Genomic DNA, 19,419 nt, shown 5'->3' on the forward strand with positions numbered 1-19,419 from the left:
GGATGACACCGACCATCGTCGAGCAGGCCGGCGGCGGCAATGACGAAGTGCGCGTCACCGTGGTCAACCCGAGCGGCACCTACCTGGCAGATAATGTCGAACGCCTGACCTTCATCGGCAACGGCGCGTACACCGGTTGGGGCAATGCCGGCGACAACATCATCACCGGCGGTTCGGGCAACGACACGCTGTACGGTGGCGCGGGCGCGGACCAGTTCATCGGCGGCACCGGTTACGACACAGTGGGTTACCTCGACAGCAAAGTGGCGGTGACCCTCAACCTGAAGACCGGCGTGCACTCCGGGATCGCTGCCGGTGATACCTACACCGGCATCGAGGCGGTTCGCGGGTCGAACTACAACGACATCTTCTATGGCGCTGCTTCGGCCATGGGCCTGGATGGCGCGGGAGGCCAGGACCTGGTCAGCTACGAGCTCTCGGACAGCGCCGTGACCATCGACCTGACCACCGGCGCCAACGCCGGCGATGCGGCGGGCGACACCTACGTCAACATCGAGCTGTTCCAGGGCTCCGGCTTCAACGACACGCTGTCGGGCTCGCGCCTGGCCGACACCTTCATCGGCGGTGCCGGCGCCGACACCATCGACGGGCGCGAAGGCCAGGACAGCGTCTGGTACATCACCAGCGCCACGGGCGTCACGGTCAACCTGCAGACCAACGTCAACCAGGGCGGCGACGCCGAGGGCGATGTGCTGCGCAACATCGAGCGGGTGGTGGGCAGTCACTTCAACGACAGCCTGACTGGCGATGCCGGCGTCAACTACCTGGAAGGCGGCCTCGGCAACGATGTCATCTACGGCGGCGACGGCAACGATTACCTCTATGGCGGCCTGGTGTCGCAGATCGGGCCGTTCACCCTCGACGGCTTGACCAACGGGCCGCAGGCCGACGTGATCTACGGCGGCAACGGCAACGACACCATCGTCACCGCCGCCGACGACCACGGCAGCCGCGCCTACGGCGAAGCGGGCGGCGACGTCATCACCGTGACCTACGGCATGGCCGACGGCGGCGACGGCAATGACCTGCTGACCGGCACGGGCACCGGCTTCTCGCTGTTCGGCGGCGCGGGCGACGACCGGCTGGTGCTGCAGGGCAGCGGCTGGGCCAACGGCGGTGAAGGTGACGACACCTATACCGTCAACACCCGGGCGCTGGTCTCGATCCAGGATGACGGCGCCAGCCGTGGCGACACAGTGGTTCTGTCGTTCATCCGCAGTACGGATCTGCTCGCTGACCGCGTCGGCGACGACCTCTATCTGCACGATTCGAAGTTCGTGGCCGGGCAGACGCCGAAGGAGGGGGTGCTGCTCAAGGACTGGTTCGCCGGCTCCGCCACCATCGAGCAGATCCAGACGGCCGACGGACAGTTGATCAACCTGCCGGCCAACGGTGATGCGTTTGCCCTGTTTGGTTGATCGGCGCGCTGCGAAGGGTTGAAGTGTTTGCTTGAACACGCCGGCCTAAAAAAGGCACGCCCCCGGATCTGAAGATTCGGGGGCGTGCCTTTTTTGCGGCTGGCGTTCATACCCGACGACCACCGCAAAGTCCTTTTCGCGGCGGGTCTCAAGCTTTGGTTTTTTCGAGTCGATAGCTTCGTATTCGCCGTTTAGGTGATCAGGTGGCAGGCCTGGGAGAGAAGTCTGCGCCACCGGTTCAGGATTCAACAACCACGCAAGGAAGAAACACATGGCAGTGATAAATGGAACGAGTGATGCGGATTTCATGGGCGGCACTCAAGACAATGACGAACTCTACGGACTGGAGTCGGACGATCGGCTTTGGGCCAGCGCCGGCTCGGATCTTCTGGATGGCGGGGAAGGGTTCGATGCGGCGGACTATGGGCTGATGCAGGCGGGGGTCAGTGTCGATCTGCGCGAAACGCTGGCGACGGTCACCAAGGCGGATGGATCCGTCGATACGCTGGTCAATATCGAGAAAGTCATCGGCAGCTCCAACAACGACACGCTGGCCAGTTCGGTTGCCGGGGTGACGCTGGAGGGTGCGGGCGGTGACGATATCTACCTCATCGACAGCGAAGGCGTGACGATCATTGAAGAGGAACGGGGCGGCTATGACGAGCTGCGCACCAGCGTCAACACCATGAAGCTTGATCCGTTCCTGGAGAAACTCACCTTCACCGGCACGGGCGACTTCAAGGGCTACGGCAATGCCCAGATGAACGTGATTGTTGGCGGTGCCGGCAATGACGTGCTGTGGGGCGGCGATGGCGGCGATCAGTTCGTGGGCGGTGAAGGCTTCGATACTGTCAGCTACACCGACAGCCCTGAAGGGCTCAGTATCGAGTTGTCCAGCATCTGGGGCGCCACCGGTTTCGCTTTCGGCGATACCTACTCGAGTATCGAGGGCGTGCAGGGCTCGAATTTCAACGATGTGATCTTTGCCGGCGAGAGCGCCATGGTCATGGACGGCGCCGATGGTTTCGACGCTGCCGACTACAGCCGTTCGAACGATGCGGTCACCTTCGAATTCCACGATGGCAAGGCCTTTGGAACGGGTGGCTACGCCGAAGGCGACACCCTGATCAACGTGGAAAAAATCGTCGGTTCGGATCTGGCCGACCATTTCACCGCCAACTCGGCGGGCATCACCTTCGAAGGTGGCCGAGGCGGTGACATCTATACGGTCAACAGCATTGGCGTGAGCATCATCGAGGGCGAGACTGATGGCTTTGACGAGCTGTACACCAACCTGTCGCTGATGAAGATGGATCCGTTCATCGAAAAAATGACCTACACCGGCACTGCCGATTTCACAGGTTATGGCAATGACGGTGACAACATCATCGTCGGTGGCATCGGCAATGACGTGTTCTACGGTGGTCTCGGTCAGGATGTCTTCGACGGCGGCGAGGGGATGGATACCGTCAGCTATGAGGACAGCGATGTCGGTGTGGCGGTCGGGATGTGGCAACTGGGCCAGAACGGCACGGCCCAGGGCGATATGTATCTGAACATCGAGGCGCTGCGTGGCAGTCACTTCGACGACGTCATGACGGGCAGCATGGGCGACGATATCTTCGAAGGCAGCGACGGCAACGACACGCTGAACGGCGACTACGGCAACGACTACCTTTACGGCGGACTGAAGTCGGGGCTCGACAGCGATGCCGCGCAGGCTGACATCCTCAATGGCGGTGCCGGCGATGACGTGATCGTCGGTGCCAAAAATGACTTGGGCACCCTTGCCTACGGTGGCGATGGCAATGACACCATCACGGTCGGCAGTGGCAGTGCCTTTGGTGAGGAGGGCTTTGACCTGCTCACCGGTACCGGCAGCCATTACCTGTTGTCCGGTGGCGGCGGCAACGACGTGCTGGTGCTCAACCTTGCCGGGCAGTCGAACAGCGGCGGCGTCGCGATGGGCGGCAGCGGGGACGATACCTACATCGTCAACACGACCGGTCTGGTGACGATTCAGGACCAGCCCGGCTGGGAGATCAACGACACCCTGATCCTCAATACCATTGCCAACATCAGCCAGTTGAACGTCACCCGTGTCGGCGACGACGCGTACCTGCACAGCGTCAATGATGGCAGCGCCGGCGTTCCGGACAGCGGCGTCAAGCTGCAGGGTTGGTATGCCGGGAATGACAACATCGAGATCCTGCAGACCGCCGACGGCCAGTCCTACGACCTGCGTGCCACTGTCGACGGGTTCGCGCTTTTCGGCTGATCCACCGATGCATTGATGCAGCCACACGAAAGGGATGGCCCCGGCAACGGATCCATCCCTTTTTCATGCCCGCCGTCCCCGCCGACGCAACGCCCGCAGAGCTGGCGCGTTTCCTGCAAGTCCCCCTCAAATCGCCATAAAACGAGCGCTCGCGGCCATTGCCCCGGCGCCCGCACCGGCAAAAAGGTTTAGCCAGAAGGCCCGCCAGGCTCAAGAACGCCGCGCGCAGCCCTGTGACGAACGAGAGGGGAGACGATGAAGGCAGTTATTTTGGCGGGTGGGCTCGGTACGCGCATCAGCGAGGAGTCGCACCTCAAGCCCAAGCCGATGATCGAGATCGGCGGCAAGCCAATTCTCTGGCACATCATGAAGCAGTATTCCGCCCACGGGATCCACGACTTCGTGATCTGCCTCGGCTACAAGGGCTACGCGATCAAGGACTTCTTCGCCAACTACTTCCTGCACACCTCCGACGTCACCTTCGACATGCGCAACAACCGCATGGACGTGCACCAGAACTACAGCGAGCCATGGCGCGTGACGCTGGTGGACACCGGCGAAGACACCATGACCGGCGGCCGACTGCGCCGCGCCGCACGCTACCTGGAAGGCGAAGAGGCGTTCTGCTTCACCTACGGCGACGGCGTGTCCGACCTCAACATCGGCGAGCTGGTGGACTTCCACCTGAGCCACGGCAAGCTGGCCACCGTCACCGCCGTGCAGCCGCCGGGCCGCTACGGCGCGCTGGAGCGCGACGGCGACCGCGTGCTGGGCTTCACCGAAAAGCCCCGGGGCGACGGTGGCTGGATCAACGGCGGCTTCTTCGTGCTGTCGCCCAAGGTGCTGCCTTACATCGCTGACGATCAGACTTCCTGGGAAGCCGAGCCGCTGGCCAACCTCGCCGCCGAACAGCAGTTGCAGGCGTTCCAGCACGAAGGCTTCTGGCACCCGATGGACACCCTGCGCGACAAGAACCACCTCGAAGCGCTGTGGCAGAGCGGGGAGGCCCCATGGAAGCAATGGGCCTGAGTCCGGAGTTCTGGCGCGGCAAGCGGGTCCTGGTCACCGGCCACACCGGTTTCAAGGGCAGTTGGCTGACCCTGTGGCTGCAAAGCCTGGGCGCGCAGGTCAGCGGCTTCGCCCTCGACCCGGCGACCGAACCGAACCTGTTCGGACTGGCGCGGGTGCACGAAGGCATCAACGATCAGCGCGGCGACCTGCGCGACCTGGGCGCCTTGCTGGAGATCATCGCCGACACCGAGCCTGAGATCGTCCTGCACCTGGCGGCCCAACCGTTGGTGCGCGAAGGCTACCGCGATCCGCTGGGCACCTACTCCAGCAACGTCATGGGCACCCTCAACCTGCTTGAGGCGATCCGTCAGGTCGGCTGCGTGCGCGCCTGCGTGCTGGTGACCACCGACAAGGTCTACGCCAACAAGGAATGGCTGTGGCCGTACCGCGAGGACGAAGCCCTCGGCGGGCATGACCCTTACAGCAGCAGCAAGGCCTGCTGCGAACTGTTGGCGCAGTCTTACGCGGCGTCGTTCTTCCCGGCGGACAAGTACGCCGAACACGGCCTGGCGCTGGCCACCGCCCGCGCCGGCAACGTGCTGGGCGGCGGCGATTTCGCGCCGGAGCGTCTGATCCCCGATGTGCTCAAGGCCTGGACCGCGGACGAGCCGGTGACCCTGCGCTACCCGCAGGCCGTGCGTCCGTGGCAGCACGCGCTGGAGCCGTTGGCCGGCTACCTGCAACTGGCGGCCGGCCTCTACGAAGAGGGCCCGGAGTACGCCGGTGCGTGGAACTTCGGCCCGGGCGAGGCGGACATGTGCAGCGTCGGCGAAGTGGTCGAACTGCTCGCCAACCGCTGGCCCCAGGCCCGCGGCCTGCGCATCGAGCCGAGCGAGCTGCACGAGGCCGGCCTGCTGCGCCTGGACAGCAGCCGCGCCCGTCAGGTGCTGGGCTGGCAGCCGCGCTGGACCTTGCAGCAATGCCTGACCCAGACCCTCGACTGGCACCTGGCCTGGCAGAACGGCGATGACATGCGCCGGGTCTCCCTCGGCCAACTGAACCTGTACCGGGGCGCGCTGTGAGCGAATTCTCCTTGCAGGCCCTGCCGCTGGCCGGGCTGTTCAACGTCCGCCACAAACGCTTCGAAGACCAGCGCGGGCACTTCGCCCGGCTGTTCTGCGAGGGCAGCCTGAGTGCGTTCGGTCGCGAGTTCCACATCCGTCAGATCAACCACTCCTGCACCCGCGAGAAGGGCAGCGTGCGCGGCCTGCATTACCAGAACGCCAATGCGCCGGAAGCCAAGCTGATCACCTGCCTGCGCGGTGAGGTGTGGGACGTGGCGGTGGATCTGCGCCCGGACTCCGAGACCTTCCTGCACTGGCACGCCGAACACCTGAAGGCCGGCGACGGCCGCAGCCTGCTGATTCCGGCCGGCTTCGCCCACGGCTTCCAGACCCTGACCGACGACGCCGAACTGCTTTACCTGCACAGCGCCGACTACGCGCCGGAGCACGAGGGCGGGCTGTCGGTGAACGATCCGCGGCTGGCCATCGCCTGGCCGCTGCCTGTCAATAATTTGTCGGCGCGGGACTCCAGCCATCCCGCGCTCGATCAACACTTCGCTGGAGTGCGTCTATGAATTGCCGTGGGTGCGCCGCACCGCTGAGCCTGCCGCTGATCGACCTCGGCACCTCGCCGCCGTCCAACGCCTACGTGCATGCCGACCGCCTGGAGCAGGCCGAGCAATGGGTGCCTTTGAAGGTCGCCGTGTGCCAGCAATGCTGGCTGGTGCAGACCGAGGACTACACCCGCGCCGACAGCCTGTTCGACGCCGAGTACGCCTATTTCAGCTCGTTCTCCAGCACCTGGCTGGCCCATGCCGAGCGCTATGTGGCCGAGATGGCCGAGCGCTTCGGCCTGGACGCCGACAGCCGCGTTGTCGAGGTGGCCGCCAACGACGGCTACCTGCTGCAGTACGTGGCCGGTCGCGGCATCCCGTGCCTGGGCGTCGAGCCGACCCGCAGCACCGCCCAGGCGGCACGGGAAAAGGGCCTGGAGATCCGCGAGCTGTTCTTCGGCCGCGACACCGCCGCGCAACTGAAGGCCGACGGCTGGGCCGCCGACCTGATGGCCGCCAACAACGTGCTGGCCCATGTACCGGACATCAACGATTTCCTCGGCGGTTTCGCCACGCTGCTCAAGCCCACCGGCGTGGCCACGTTCGAATTCCCGCAACTGCTGACGCTGATGGCCGGCGCGCAGTTCGACACGCTGTACCACGAGCACTATTCCTACCTGTCCCTGACCGCCGTGCAGACCCTGTGCGAGCGCAACGGCCTGGAAGTCTTCGACGTCAGCCAACTGAGCACCCATGGCGGTTCGCTGCGGGTGTTCGTGCAGCGCCGGGACGGCGAGCGCCGCGCCGTGCAGCCGTCGGTGCAGCAGCAGTTGCAGGCCGAGCTCGACGCCGGGGTGAAGACCGCCGGCTACTACGCGACGCTGGCGCCCGCCGCCGAACGCATCAAGCACGACCTGCTGCGCTTCCTGCTCAAGGCCAAGGCCGACGGCAAGCGCGTGGTCGGCTACGGCGCGGCGGCCAAGGGCAACACGCTGCTCAACTACGCCGGGGTCAAGCCAGACCTGCTGGCGTGGGTGGCCGACGCCAACCCGCACAAGCAGGGCAAGCTGTTGCCGGGCAGCCGCATTCCGATCGTGGCGCCTGAGCGCATCGATCTTGAGAAACCGGACTACGTGCTGGTGCTGCCGTGGAACCTGCTGCACGAAGTCAGCCAGCAACTGGCGCACGTGCGTCAGTGGGACGGGCGCTTCGTGATCGCCGTGCCGGAGATGAAAGTCCTGTGAAGGTCCTGGTCACCGGAGCCACCGGCTTCGTCGGTCGCCACCTGGTCGCGGCGCTGCTCGCCCGCGGCTGCACGGTGCGGGCGGTGGCGCGCAATGCGCAGACTGCGCAAGGCATGCCGTGGATCAACGACGTCGAGTTCGTGGCGGCGGATATTCACGCACCGGACCTGGATGCCGTGGCCTTGACCGACGGCGTCGACGCCCTCGCGCACCTGGCCTGGCCGGGGTTGCCGAACTACCGCGCGCTGTTCCATTTCGAACACAACCTGATGGCCGACTACCGCTTCGTCAAAAGCGTGGTGGAGGCGGGCGTGAAGCAAGTGCTGGTGACCGGCACCTGCTTCGAGTACGGCATGCAGAGCGGCCCCCTCAGCGAAGAGACCGCGCCGCAGCCGGCCAACCCGTACGGCCTGGCCAAGCACACGCTGCACCTGTTCCTGCGCACCCTGCAGCAAGAGCTGCCGTTCACCCTGCAATGGGCGCGGCTGTTCTACCTGCACGGCGAAGGGCAGAACCCCAACAGCCTGCTGGCGGCGCTGGACCGGGCCATCGAGGCCGGAGCGCCGTCGTTCGACATGTCGGCGGGTGAGCAACTGCGGGACTTCCTGGCGATCGAGACGGCCGCCGGGCACCTCGCCGCGATCCTCCAGCGGCGCGGTTTCGACGGCACGGTCAACTGCGCCAGCGGCCGGCCGGTGTCGGTGCGTTCGCTGGTCGAGCAACGCCTGCGCGAGCGCGGCGCCCGTCTGGACCTGAACCTGGGCCACTACCCGTACCCGACCCACGAGCCGATGGCGTTCTGGGCGGTGACCGAGCGTCTGCAACAGTTACTGGGAGACCGCCATGAAGCATGAGTTGTACCGCGCCACCGACCTGCCGGTGCTGCAGAACCGCACCTTTGCCGATCCCGAGTCGGCGAAGGCGTCGGCCCGCGCCGACATGCTGCTGGTCCAGGACGAGCGCAGCGGCCTGATCTTCAACGCGGCGTTCGACGCCGACAAGCTCAGCTACGACGCCGACTACCAGAACGAGCAGGCCCACTCCGGCCAGTTCCAGAAGCACCTGCACGACGTCGAAGGCATCATCGCCAAGCACTTCAAGGGCCGGGAGCTGATCGAGGTCGGCTGCGGCAAGGGCTACTTCCTTGAGCTGCTCAAGGGCCTGGGCTACCGCATCACCGGCATCGACCCGGCCTACGAAGGCAACAACGCCGACGTGATCAAGGCCCCGTTCACCCGTGGCCTGGGCCTGGCGGCGGACGCCGTCGTGCTGCGCCACGTGCTGGAGCACATCCAGGATCCGGTGAGCTTTCTGGCGGTGATCGCCGAAGCCAACCAGGGCGGGCAGATCTACATCGAAGTGCCGTGCTTCGACTGGATCCTCGAACACCGCGCCTGGTTCGACCTGTTCTACGAGCACGTCAACTATTTCCGCCTCGACGACCTGCGCCGGATGTTCGGCACCGTGCACGAGGCCGGCCACCTGTTCGGCGGCCAATACCTTTACATCGTCGCCGACCTGGCCACGCTGCGCCTGCTCCCGGAGCAACCGGTGCCGCGCCTGGCCCTGCCGGACGGCTTCACCGCCAGCCTCGAGCGGGCGGTGCAGATCATCCAGGCCGCGCCCGGACAGGGTTCGGCGATCTGGGGCGCGTCCTCCAAGGGCGTGATCTATTCGCTGTTCCTGCAACGGGCGGGCGTGGCGGTGGACCGCGTGGTGGACATCAACCCGGCGAAGCAGGGGCGCTACCTGCCCCTGAGCGGCGCCCGGGTGTCCTCGCCGCAGGAGGCCATGGACGCCTTGCCCGAAGGCGCCAACCTGTTTGTGATGAATTCCAATTACCTCGAAGAGATCAAGCGGATGACCGATGGACGCTACGTCTATCACGCCGTTGACAGCGCTTCGTTCCAGTGACTACCGAGATCGTGAACATGACCGACAACAGCATCAACAAAGCCTTCGAAGCCGAGTGCCGCGAGCAGATCGCCCAGCAGGGCGACGACCAGAAGCTCACTGGCCTGGCCCGGGACTTCTTCAACGAATCGGCCAAGCACAAGTACAGCTACCACTTCTCGTGGATGGGCCGCCCGATCATCCAACTGCCGCAAGACATGATGGCGATGCAGGAGATCATCTGGCAGGTCAAGCCGGATCTGGTCATCGAGTGCGGCATCGCCCACGGCGGTTCGATCATCTACTACGCCTCGCTGCTGGAGCTGCAAGGCCACGGCGAAGTGCTGGGCATCGACCTGGACATCCGCCCGCACAACCGCGAAGCCATCGAGAGCCACCCGATGAGCAAGCGCATCTCCATGATCGAAGGTTCGAGCATCGACCCTGAGATCGCCGCCAAGGTGCGCGCCGCCGCCGAAGGCAAGAAGGTCATCCTGGTGCTGGACTCCAACCACACCCACGACCACGTGCTCGAAGAACTGCGCCTGTACGCGCCGCTGGTGTCGGTGGACAGCTACTGCGTGGTGATGGACACCGTGGTCGAAGACATGCCGGCCGATTTCTTCCCGGATCGTCCGTGGGGCCCGGGCGACAACCCGAAGACCGCCGTGTGGAAGTACCTGGAAGAGAACAAGGATTTCGAGATCGACGTTCAGCTGCAGAACAAGCTGCTGATCACCGTGGCGCCGGACGGCTACCTGCGTCGCGTGCGTTAATCGAAACATCATCAAAGCGTAGATTTGGCGATTCGCCGGTAGTGGGGAGAGGTTATGCAAGGCAAGTACGGTTCGGAACAGGCGCCGGTGCTCAATGAGCTGTTGACCGTGGTGCTGTTTACCCATAATCGTCCGGCGTTCCTGCGCCGGGCGGTGAAGTATTACAGCGCCTTGCCTTGCAGGATCATGGTGCTGGACTCGAGTCCGGAACTGCCCGAAGGCGACTTTTCCGCCGTCGACTATCACCACGTGCCGCAGTTCGCCTACTGGGGCATGCAGGCCAAGCTAGCCTATGGCGTGGAGCGCGTGACCACGCCGTACACCGTGCTGGCGGCGGACGACGACTTCATCCTGCACGATTCGCTGGCCGAGTCCGTGGGCTTCCTGCAAGACCATCCCGACTACGGCATGTGCCACGGCTACTGCCTGATGTACCTGACCCTGGCCGGCGACGTGAGCTACTACCGCCGCGACAAGAAGGTCTGCGAGGACTACGGCTCCGAGCGGGCCCAGGACCGCGTCATCGATTACATGAGCCAGTACATCCCGCCGTTCTACGCGGTGACCCGCACCGACCTGATGAAGTCCTGGCACGCGGCGATGCCGGCCGGCACCAGCTTCCAGTGGCAGGAGATCGGCCATGTGTACTACATGCTGGCCTGCGCCAAGGCGCGGATCCTGCCGATCCCTTACGTGGTGCGCGAAATCAACTACGGCAACTCCGAGCACAGCACCGAGGTGTACCACTCGCTGACGTACATGGACGCCAAGTCGGTGGCCGAGCGCGAGGCGTTCGCCGAGTTCCTGGCATCGTTGCCCACCGGCATCCAGGGACTGGACGCCGAGCAGGGCAAGGCCTTCGCCCTGGAGAGTTTCGAGGCGATGGTCGACAGCCTGCAATCGGGGCGCGCACTGACCGCCGAGCTGATTTTCCAATCCACCTGGCACCAGGCGCTCAAGCGTCCGGATCGTCGGTTCGGGCCGTTGCAGTATGTGGAAATGCCGTTCTACAACCAGGCCTTCTTCGATCGCCTGGAGCAGATCGAATTCATGCTCCACACCATGCCGGCCGGCCGCGTTCAGCTGAACGGGCTGGAGGGCGTGTGGACCCGTCAGGCGCACCTGCTGCAGGCGCGCAACAACGACACCGCCGAGAGCGTGCTGGACCGTCTGTGGCAGGCCCACGACCTCAACGCCTTCAACCGTGAAGTGCTCAAGCGCCTGCTGGCGCAGCTGGAGCAGGCGGGCGAAGACGAAGAGGCGCAGAAGACCCGCGACTGGCTCGCGCGCCTGGAGGCTGTGACCCTGGAGGATCACCGTCAGACGTTCGGGAAGATGCAGTCCGGCAAGCTGCTCAAGTGGCTGGCCGCGCGTCAGCCGGATGCGCAGCAACGCGAAGCGATTGCCGGGCACCTGGCGGTCAACGGCGGCGGCCCGCAGTTCGGCGTGTTCCTGCTGGACCTGGACAACGACATCGACAAGGTGCAGGTCACCCTCGATAGCCTGCTCGAAGGCCAGTGCAAGGCGTTCCGGATTGTCGTGTTCACCACCGGTGAGCCGCCGGCCGCCACCACGGCGCAGAACACCTTGCACTTTGTCCGCGTCACGCCGGGCAACCTGGTCGAGAAGCTCAATCAGAGCGCCCGCCAGTCGCCGTGCGACTGGGTGCTGCTGGCCGAAGCGGGCGACGAGTTCACCGCCGGCGGCCTGCTGCGCGCCAGCCTGGAACTGATGGCCGCCGACGGCTGCAGCGCGGTGTCCACCGACGAGATTCAGCGTCAGGACAGCGGCGCGCTGGCGGATGTGTTCCGTCCGGGCTTCAACCTGGACTTGCTGCTGAGCCTGCCGGGCATGATGGCGCGCCACTGGCTGATCCGCCGCGAGGCGCTGGTCGCGGTCGGCGGCTATCGGGCGGACTTCAGCAAGGCGCTGGAGTTCGACCTGCTGCTGCGCATCCTCGAGCAGGACGGCCTCAACAGCCTGGCCCACCTCGACGAGCCGCTGCTGATCGCCCGCGCGCCGAAGCTTGAGGAGAACCCTCACGAGCGCCTGGCCCTGCTGCGTCACCTGGGCACCCGCGGCTACAAGGCCAAGGTCACGTCCTCGACGCCGGGGATCTACCAGATCGACTACCACCACACTGAGCGTCCGCTGGTGTCGGTGATCGTGCCGGCCGGCAACGACTTGCCTGCCTTGCAGCGCTGCCTGGAAGGCGTGCTCCTGCGTACCCGTTATCACCATTACGAGATCCTGGTGGCCGCGACGACGCAGCAGACGGCCGAGGTCAACGACTGGCTGGGCGCCTATCAGCATCCGAAGGTTCAGGTGCTGCGCGCCGAGCAGCCGTTGAGCGAACCGGCGCTGATCAATGCCGCCAGCCGGCAGGCCCAGGGTGAGTACCTGGTGCTGCTCGCCGCCGACGCGGAGGTGGTCAACCCGAACTGGCTCGACTCGCTGCTCAACCACGCGCTGCGTCCGGAAGTCGGCGTGGTCGGCCCGAAACTGGTCGACCGCGACGGCAAGGTCAGCCAGGCCGGCCTGATCCTGGGCCTGAACGGCGGGGTCGGTTCGGCCTTCATCGGCGAGAAGCACGACGCTGACGGTTACCTGTACCGCCTCTCGGTGGAGCACGGCTATTCGGCGGTGTCGGGCGTCTGCCTGATGGTGCGCAAGGCGCTGTTCGATGGTCTGGACGGTCTGGACGACAGCACCTTCGCCGACGGCTTCAGCGACGTCGACCTGTGCCTGAAAGCCGGGCAGGCCGGCTACCTCACCGTATGGACGCCGTCGGTGCAGGTGCTGCATCCGGGCCAACTGCCGCAGGCGCCGCAAGCGCTTGAGGCGCTGCGGGAAAAATGGGCCGCGGCCTTCGCCGGGGATCAGGCCTACAACGCGAACCTGAGCCTGACCGGCAAAGGCTACACCCTCAACGAAAGCGCTTCGCTGGACTGGGCGCAACTGCTTGCCTAAGCCTTCGCGCAGGGGACGGGACTCAAGACATGTTCAACGGTAAATCGATCTTCATCTCCGGCGGCACCGGCTCGTTCGGCCGCCAGTTCATCCGCCGCCTGCTGGAGCAGTACCAGCCCAAGCGGGTGGTGGTGTTCTCCCGGGATGAGCTCAAACAATACGAAATGCAGCAGACGTTCAACGCGCCGTGCATGCGCTATTTCCTGGGCGACGTGCGCGACGCCGACCGCCTGCGCCAGGCCATGCGCGGCATCGACTACGTGGTGCATGCCGCGGCGCTCAAGCAGGTGCCGGCGGCGGAGTACAACCCCACCGAATGCATCCGCACCAACGTCAACGGCGCGGAGAACATCATCGCCGCGGCCATCGACAACGGCGTGAAGAAGGTGGTGGCACTGTCCACCGACAAGGCCGCCAGCCCGATCAACCTGTACGGCGCGACCAAGCTGCTGTCGGACAAACTGTTCGTCGCCGCCAACAACATCGCCGGCGAGCAGCAGACCCGTTTCGCCGTGGTGCGCTACGGCAACGTGGCCGGCTCGCGGGGCTCGGTGGTGCCGTTCTTCAGCAAACTGATCGCCGAAGGCGCCCGGGAGCTGCCGATCACCGACGAGCGCATGACCCGCTTCTGGATCACCCTCGACCACGGCGTGCAGTTCGTCCTCGACAGCTTTGCGCGGATGCACGGCGGCGAAGTGTTCGTGCCGAAGATCCCGTCGATCCGCATCGTCGACCTGGCCCTGGGCATGGCCGAGCACCTGCCGCACAAGCACGTCGGCATTCGTCCGGGGGAAAAGCTGCATGAGCTGATGGTGCCGCTGGACGATGCGCGGATGACCCTGGAGTTCGACGACCACTACACGATCCAGCCGTCGATCCGCTTCACCAGCGTCGACGTGGACTTCTCCGTGGACAAGCTCGGCGAGCGCGGCCGGCCGGTGGGCGAGGACTTCGAGTACCGCTCCGACACCAACCCGCACTTCCTGTCGGTGGGCCAGATCGCCGACCTGCACGCGAAGCTCTCGGCATGATCCCGTACGGCCGGCAGAGCCTCGACCAGGCGGACATCGATGCGGTGGTGGAGGTGCTGCGTTCGGACTGGCTGACCCAAGGGCCGACCATTGAGCGCTTCGAGCAGGCCGTGGCCGAGCGTTGCCAGGCCGATTTCGCCGTGGCGGTGAGCAACGCCACGGCGGCGCTGCACATCGCCTGCGTGGCGGCGGGGCTGGGGCCGGGCGACCGCCTGTGGACGACGCCGAACACCTTTCTGGCGTCGGCCAACTGCGGGCGCTACTGCGGCGCCGAGGTCGATTTCGTCGACATCGACCCGCTGACCTGGAACCTCGACGCCGAGGTGCTGGCCGCCAAGCTGGATGAGGCCGAAGGCAACGGCACGCTGCCCAAGGTGCTGGTGGCGGTGGCGTTCTCCGGGCAGAGCTGCGACATGCGGCGCATCGCCGGATTGGCCGAGCGCTACGGCTTCACCGTGATCGAAGACGCCTCCCACGCGGTGGGGGCGAGCTACGCCGGGCGTCCGGTCGGCTGCGGCGAGTTCGCCGCCATGACCGTGTTCAGCTTCCACCCGGTGAAGATCATCACCAGCGCCGAGGGCGGCATGGTGCTGACCAACCGTCGGGAACTGGCCGAGCGCCTGCAACGCCTGCGCAGCCATGGCATGACCCGCGACCCGCAGCAGATGACCGAACCCAGCCACGGCCCCTGGTACTACCAGCAGGTGGAGCTGGGCTTCAACTACCGCATCACCGACTTGCAGGCCGCCCTGGGGCTCTCGCAACTGGGCAAGCTGGACGCCTTCGTAGCCCGCCGCCGCGAGCTGGCGGCGCGCTACGACCGTCTGCTGGCGTACCTGCCGCTGACGTTGCCCAGCGCCCAGGCCGAGGCCGAGTCCGCCTGGCACCTGTACGTGGTGCGCCTGCAGACCGAGCGCATCGGCCGCAGCCACCGCGAGGTGTTCGAAGGCTTGCGGGCGGCCGGGATCGGCGCGAACCTGCACTACATTCCGGTGCACCTGCAGCCGTACTACCGAGAGCTCGGATTCGCCGAAGGGGATTTCCCCGAGGCCGAGCGCTATTACACCGAGGCCATCAGCCTGCCGATGTTCCCGTTGCTGACCGAAGCGCAGCAGGATCATGTGGTCGAGCAGTTGCGCCGCCTGACCGAATGAATGCCGCTGCGGCGGACGGGTATCTGAAATGCGTGATTTGAGCGAACAGGAAAAGTTCTGGCAGGGCGAGTTCGGCAACCAGTATGTCGGCCGCAACGTCGGCCAGCCGCTGGTGGCGGCCAACCTGGCGCTGTTCGCCAAGGCGCTGGCCCGCGCCGGGCGCATCGACAGCCTGGTGGAGCTGGGCACCAACGCCGGCAACAACTTGCAGGCATTGCGTCAGTTGCTGCCCGGGTGCGAGCTGTTCGGCGTCGAGATCAACGCCAGCGCCTGCGAGCAGGCGAGGGCGCTGGACATCGCGCAGATCTGGCACGGCTCGCTGTTCGACTTCCCCCGCGAGCGCAGCTACGACCTGACCCTGAGCAAGGGCGTGCTGATCCATCTGGCGCCCGAGCTGCTGGCGAATGCCTACGAACAGCTGTATCAGCTGAGCCGTCGCTACATCCTGATCGCCGAATACTACAACCCGGCGCCGGTGGAGGTGTCCTACCGCGGCAACAGCGGCAAGCTGTTCAAGCGCGACTTCGCCGGCGAAATGCTCGACCGCTACGCCGACCTGCACCTGCTGGACTACGGCTTCGCCTACCACCGCGACCCGCAGTTCCCGGTGGATGACATCACCTGGTTCCTGCTGGAAAAACGCCCTTGAGCAACGTGGCGATCATCCCGGCCCGGGGCGGCAGCAAGCGCATCCCGCGCAAGAACCTCAAGCCGTTCGACGGCGTGCCGATGATCGTCCGTTCGATCCGCACGGCGCTCGAGTCAGGGCTGTTCGACCAGGTCGTCGTCAGCACCGACGATCAGGAGATCGCCGACGTCGCACAAGCCCATGGCGCGCAGGTGCCGTTCTTGCGTCCTGCGGATCTGGCCGATGACTTCACCGGCACCGCTGCGGTGATCGAACACGCGTTGCGGCAATTGCCGGCGTTCGATTACGCCTGCTGCGTGTACGCCACCGCGCCGCTGTTGCAGGCGCGTTATCTGCGCGAAGGGTTCGACGCGCTGGAGTGCCATCCGGACAAGTCGTTCGCCTTCTCCGTGTGCGGCTTCGGCTTCCCGGTGCAGCGCGCGCTGACCCTCGACGGACAGGGCGCCCTGACGGCGTTGTACCCTGAGTTTCGCAACACCCGTTCGCAGGATCTGCCCGAGGCGTTCCAGGACGCCGGCCAGTTCTACTGGGGCCGCCGTGAGGCCTGGCTGCGCGGCGAGGCGCTGTATTCGCCGGCCAGCCTGCCGGTGATCCTGCCCAGGCACCTGGTGCAGGACATCGACACCCCGGAAGACTGGATGCGGGCCGAGTACCTCTACGCCGCGCTCAAGGCCGGCGGAGAACTGACATGAGAGTCCTGATCCGCGCCGACGCCTCGCCGACCATCGGCAGTGGCCACATCGCCCGCTGCCTGCCGCTGGCCCGGGTGCTGTGCGCCCAGGGCAGCCATGTGGCGTTCGCCTGCCGCCGGCTGCCGGGCCATCGCCTGGAGGCTTTGCAGGCCGAGGGCTTCGAGACCTTCGCGCTACCGGAGCGCTACCCCGGCGAAGACCCGCACCAGGCCATCGAATCGATGCTGCCGTGGCAGGCGGACATCGACGCGCTGGCCGCGCAGCTGGAAGGCCAGGCCGGGTTCGACTGGATCATCGCCGACCATTACGGCCTCGACCACCATTGGCAGACCGCCGCCCGCCGCTGGGCGCCCCGGATCGCAGCGGTGGACGACCTGGCGACCCGCCGCTACAGCGTCGACCTGCTGCTCAACCAGAACCTCTCCGGCCTGCACGAAGACTACCGGCCGCTGCTGCCCGCGCATTGCCGCACGCTGCTCGGCCCGCGCTACGCCATGCTGCGCCAGGAATTCAGTTGCCCGCCCATCGCCATCAAGCCTGTGGCCAAGCGTGTGCTGGTGAACTTCGGCGGCTTCGATGCGGCCCGGCAGACCCATCACGCGATGCTGGCGCTGGCGGACTTTCCCGAGCTGGAGGTGGACTTCGTCGCCGGCGCCGACAACCCGGCCTGGACGCAGATGCAGGCGTTGGCCGAGACGCGGCCGAACTGGCGCCTGCACAGTTTCGTCAGTGACTTCCACCGACGCATGACCGAAGCCGACCTGTTCATCGGCGCCGGCGGCGGCACCAGTTGGGAGCGGGCGGCCCTGGGCCTGCCGACGATCTGCATCGCGGTGTCGAACAACCAGCAGGCCAACGGCGAAGTGATGGCGGCGGCGGGTGCGCACGTGTTCATGGGCACCCGTGAGCAGGTCAGCGTCGAGCAGCTGCGCCAGGCGGTCGGCTTTGTGGTGAACAACCATTACTTGCGCCAGAGCCTGGCCGAGCGTTCGCGCACACTGGTGGACGGGCGCGGTGCCCTGCGGGTCGCGGCCGCGCTGGCCGGCGCGGTGCTTACGGTGCGGCCGGCGACGACGGACGATGCGCAACTGCTGTTTGACGGACGCAATGCCGAGCCGGTGCGGCGCTGGTCGCTGGAATCCGGCGTGATCGAATGGCCGCAGCACCTGAACTGGCTGACGGCGAGCTTGAGCAATCCCCGGCGTCTGTTGCTGATCGCCGAGGCCGACGACGGCCCGGTCGGCGTGCTGCGCTATGATTTGCGCGGTTTCGAGGCCGAAGTGTCGATCTACCTGCTGGAGGGGCGTTTCGGCCTCGGCTGGGGCCGGGCGCTGCTGGCCCGTGGCGAAGCGTTCGTCACCGCGCACTGGCCGCAGCTGACCGCCGTCACCGCGCAGGTGCTGCCGGCCAACCAAGCCTCATTGAATGTGTTTCGCGACGCCGGGTTCTCCCAGAGTGCCTGTGCGTTCACCCGTGTCCTGAAGGAATCCCGCCCATGAGCCGTTTCAAGATCGGTGACCGCCTGATCGGTGCCGACGCGCCGCCGTTCATCATTGCAGAGATGAGCGGCAACCATAACCAGTCGCTGGACGTGGCCCTGCAGATCGTCGAAGCGGCGGCCAAGGCCGGCGCCCATGCCTTGAAGCTGCAGACCTACACCGCCCAGACCATGACGCTGGACCTGGCCGAAGGCGAGTTCTTCATCAAGGATCCCGGCAGCCTGTGGGCCGGCACCTCGCTGTACGACCTGTACGAAAAGGCCCACACCCCGTGGGAATGGCACGCGCCGATCTTCGCCCGGGCCAAGGAACTGGGCATGCTCGCGTTCTCGACGCCGTTCGACGACACGGCGGTGGACTTCCTGGAAAGCCTCGATGTGCCGGCCTACAAGATCGCCAGTTTCGAGAACACCGACCTGCCGCTGATCCGCCGGGTGGCGGCCACCGGCAAGCCGCTGATCATCTCCACCGGCATGGCCAGCCTCGCCGAGCTGGACGAGACCGTGCGCGCCGCCCGCGAGGCCGGCTGCAAGGACCTGGTGCTGCTCAAGTGCACCAGCACCTACCCGGCGACGCCGCTCAACAGCAACGTGCGCACGATTCCCCATCTGCGCGAACTGTTCGGCTGCGAGGTGGGGCTGTCCGACCATTCCATGGGCGTCGGCGTGTCCGTCGCCGCCGTGGCGCTGGGGGCGACGGTGGTGGAGAAGCACTTCACCCTCGACCGCTCGGCCGGCGGGGTGGACGCCAGCTTCTCGCTGGAGCCGGCCGAACTGGCCAGCCTGGTGGTGGAGACCGAGCGCGCCTGGCAGGCCCTGGGCCAGGTGCATTACGGCGTCACCGAGGCCGAGCGCAAGTCGCTGGTCTATCGCCGCTCGCTGTACGTCACCGCCGACATGGCGGCCGGCGAACCCTTCACGGCGGCCAACCTGCGCGCCATCCGTCCCGGCCTGGGCCTGGCGCCCAAGCACGCCGAAAACGTCCTCGGGCGCCGTGCGCGCCAGCCGATCAAACGCGGCACGCCGCTGGACTGGTCCTTGGTCGAATGACCTGATCCGCACCGATTCGGCAAAATAGCGTGACCTGCGAGTCATAACGCGCATCTTCACTGTATTGTATTGACCGGGGAGATGGCGCCTGGCCCGTGATTCGGTTCCAGTGATAG

Annotated in this window: 16 protein-coding genes; all 16 read left to right on the forward strand. The window is 66.0% G+C overall.

Annotation, left to right across the window (positions count from 1 at the left end; genetic code table 11):
• Positions 1-1,439, forward strand: a 1,439-nt coding sequence (locus tag ACIP0B_RS17080; RefSeq protein WP_400834012.1) for a calcium-binding protein, incomplete at its 5' end; no start/stop codon positions are given.
• 271 nt (positions 1,440-1,710) lie between these two features.
• A complete protein-coding gene (locus ACIP0B_RS17085; RefSeq protein WP_400834015.1) occupies positions 1,711-3,717 on the forward strand; it encodes a calcium-binding protein in 2,007 nt (668 codons plus the stop codon).
• A gap of 255 nt (positions 3,718-3,972) precedes the next feature.
• The gene (rfbF, locus tag ACIP0B_RS17090; RefSeq protein ID WP_400834018.1) at positions 3,973-4,746 is read left to right on the forward strand and encodes a glucose-1-phosphate cytidylyltransferase; all 774 of its coding nucleotides are present in this window, start codon (positions 3,973-3,975) and stop codon (positions 4,744-4,746) included.
• Positions 4,728-5,810 carry a CDP-glucose 4,6-dehydratase gene (gene rfbG / locus ACIP0B_RS17095; protein WP_085640304.1) on the forward strand — a complete coding sequence of 361 codons (1,083 nt, stop codon included), beginning with the start codon at positions 4,728-4,730 and terminating at the stop codon, positions 5,808-5,810. The genes rfbF and rfbG overlap by 19 nt, the downstream gene beginning before the upstream one ends.
• A complete protein-coding gene (locus ACIP0B_RS17100; RefSeq protein ID WP_085631121.1) occupies positions 5,807-6,367 on the forward strand; it encodes a dTDP-4-dehydrorhamnose 3,5-epimerase family protein in 561 nt (186 codons plus the stop codon). Before rfbG ends, ACIP0B_RS17100 begins: the two co-directional genes overlap by 4 nt.
• Positions 6,364-7,590, forward strand: a complete 1,227-nt coding sequence (locus tag ACIP0B_RS17105; RefSeq protein WP_400834022.1) for a methyltransferase domain-containing protein — start codon at positions 6,364-6,366, stop codon at positions 7,588-7,590. The genes ACIP0B_RS17100 and ACIP0B_RS17105 overlap by 4 nt, the downstream gene beginning before the upstream one ends.
• Positions 7,587-8,444 carry an NAD-dependent epimerase/dehydratase family protein gene (locus tag ACIP0B_RS17110; RefSeq protein ID WP_400834024.1) on the forward strand — a complete coding sequence of 286 codons (858 nt, stop codon included), beginning with the start codon at positions 7,587-7,589 and terminating at the stop codon, positions 8,442-8,444. Before ACIP0B_RS17105 ends, ACIP0B_RS17110 begins: the two co-directional genes overlap by 4 nt.
• Positions 8,434-9,504, forward strand: coding sequence for a class I SAM-dependent methyltransferase (locus ACIP0B_RS17115; RefSeq protein WP_400834026.1), 1,071 nt, complete (start codon positions 8,434-8,436; stop codon positions 9,502-9,504). Before ACIP0B_RS17110 ends, ACIP0B_RS17115 begins: the two co-directional genes overlap by 11 nt.
• Before the next feature lie 17 nt (positions 9,505-9,521).
• On the forward strand, positions 9,522-10,259 hold the full coding sequence (locus ACIP0B_RS17120) for a cephalosporin hydroxylase family protein (RefSeq protein ID WP_085577829.1): 738 nt from the start codon (positions 9,522-9,524) through the stop codon (positions 10,257-10,259).
• A gap of 54 nt (positions 10,260-10,313) precedes the next feature.
• The gene (locus tag ACIP0B_RS17125; protein ID WP_085694623.1) at positions 10,314-13,229 is read left to right on the forward strand and encodes a TIGR00180 family glycosyltransferase; all 2,916 of its coding nucleotides are present in this window, start codon (positions 10,314-10,316) and stop codon (positions 13,227-13,229) included.
• A 29-nt stretch (positions 13,230-13,258) separates the two neighbouring features.
• Positions 13,259-14,260, forward strand: coding sequence for a UDP-N-acetylglucosamine 4,6-dehydratase (inverting) (gene pseB, locus ACIP0B_RS17130; RefSeq protein WP_085577827.1), 1,002 nt, complete (start codon positions 13,259-13,261; stop codon positions 14,258-14,260).
• The gene (gene pseC / locus ACIP0B_RS17135) at positions 14,257-15,414 is read left to right on the forward strand and encodes a UDP-4-amino-4,6-dideoxy-N-acetyl-beta-L-altrosamine transaminase (RefSeq protein ID WP_085640295.1); all 1,158 of its coding nucleotides are present in this window, start codon (positions 14,257-14,259) and stop codon (positions 15,412-15,414) included. Before pseB ends, pseC begins: the two co-directional genes overlap by 4 nt.
• A 28-nt stretch (positions 15,415-15,442) precedes the next feature.
• The gene (locus ACIP0B_RS17140) at positions 15,443-16,063 is read left to right on the forward strand and encodes a pseudaminic acid biosynthesis-associated methylase (protein ID WP_400834031.1); all 621 of its coding nucleotides are present in this window, start codon (positions 15,443-15,445) and stop codon (positions 16,061-16,063) included.
• Complete coding sequence (gene pseF, locus ACIP0B_RS17145) at positions 16,060-16,755, forward strand: pseudaminic acid cytidylyltransferase (protein ID WP_400834034.1); 696 nt, start codon at positions 16,060-16,062, stop codon at positions 16,753-16,755. Before ACIP0B_RS17140 ends, pseF begins: the two co-directional genes overlap by 4 nt.
• Entirely contained in the window at positions 16,752-18,254 is a 1,503-nt protein-coding gene (pseG, locus tag ACIP0B_RS17150; RefSeq protein WP_400834037.1) for a UDP-2,4-diacetamido-2,4,6-trideoxy-beta-L-altropyranose hydrolase, read from the forward strand. Before pseF ends, pseG begins: the two co-directional genes overlap by 4 nt.
• Positions 18,251-19,303, forward strand: coding sequence for a pseudaminic acid synthase (gene pseI, locus ACIP0B_RS17155; protein ID WP_085577822.1), 1,053 nt, complete (start codon positions 18,251-18,253; stop codon positions 19,301-19,303). The genes pseG and pseI overlap by 4 nt, the downstream gene beginning before the upstream one ends.
• Positions 19,304-19,419: the final 116 nt, after the last annotated feature.

The organism is Pseudomonas sp. NPDC089534, from assembly GCF_044749305.1.
GTDB lineage: Bacteria > Pseudomonadota > Gammaproteobacteria > Pseudomonadales > Pseudomonadaceae > Aquipseudomonas > Aquipseudomonas ekonensis.

What these genes read in the sequence shown, in the direction of transcription:
- rfbG (WP_085640304.1), top strand. Translation starts at nt 4,728, where the DNA reads ATGGAAGCAATGGGCCTGAGTCCGGAGTTCTGGCGCGGCAAGCGGGTC.
- ACIP0B_RS17125 (WP_085694623.1), top strand. Translation starts at nt 10,314, where the DNA reads ATGCAAGGCAAGTACGGTTCGGAACAGGCGCCGGTGCTCAATGAGCTG.
- pseG (WP_400834037.1), top strand. Translation starts at nt 16,752, where the DNA reads ATGAGAGTCCTGATCCGCGCCGACGCCTCGCCGACCATCGGCAGTGGC.
- pseB (WP_085577827.1), top strand. Translation starts at nt 13,259, where the DNA reads ATGTTCAACGGTAAATCGATCTTCATCTCCGGCGGCACCGGCTCGTTC.
- ACIP0B_RS17115 (WP_400834026.1), top strand. Translation starts at nt 8,434, where the DNA reads ATGAAGCATGAGTTGTACCGCGCCACCGACCTGCCGGTGCTGCAGAAC.
- ACIP0B_RS17105 (WP_400834022.1), top strand. Translation starts at nt 6,364, where the DNA reads ATGAATTGCCGTGGGTGCGCCGCACCGCTGAGCCTGCCGCTGATCGAC.
- ACIP0B_RS17120 (WP_085577829.1), top strand. Translation starts at nt 9,522, where the DNA reads ATGACCGACAACAGCATCAACAAAGCCTTCGAAGCCGAGTGCCGCGAG.
- pseI (WP_085577822.1), top strand. Translation starts at nt 18,251, where the DNA reads ATGAGCCGTTTCAAGATCGGTGACCGCCTGATCGGTGCCGACGCGCCG.
- pseC (WP_085640295.1), top strand. Translation starts at nt 14,257, where the DNA reads ATGATCCCGTACGGCCGGCAGAGCCTCGACCAGGCGGACATCGATGCG.
- ACIP0B_RS17140 (WP_400834031.1), top strand. Translation starts at nt 15,443, where the DNA reads ATGCGTGATTTGAGCGAACAGGAAAAGTTCTGGCAGGGCGAGTTCGGC.
- ACIP0B_RS17085 (WP_400834015.1), top strand. Translation starts at nt 1,711, where the DNA reads ATGGCAGTGATAAATGGAACGAGTGATGCGGATTTCATGGGCGGCACT.
- rfbF (WP_400834018.1), top strand. Translation starts at nt 3,973, where the DNA reads ATGAAGGCAGTTATTTTGGCGGGTGGGCTCGGTACGCGCATCAGCGAG.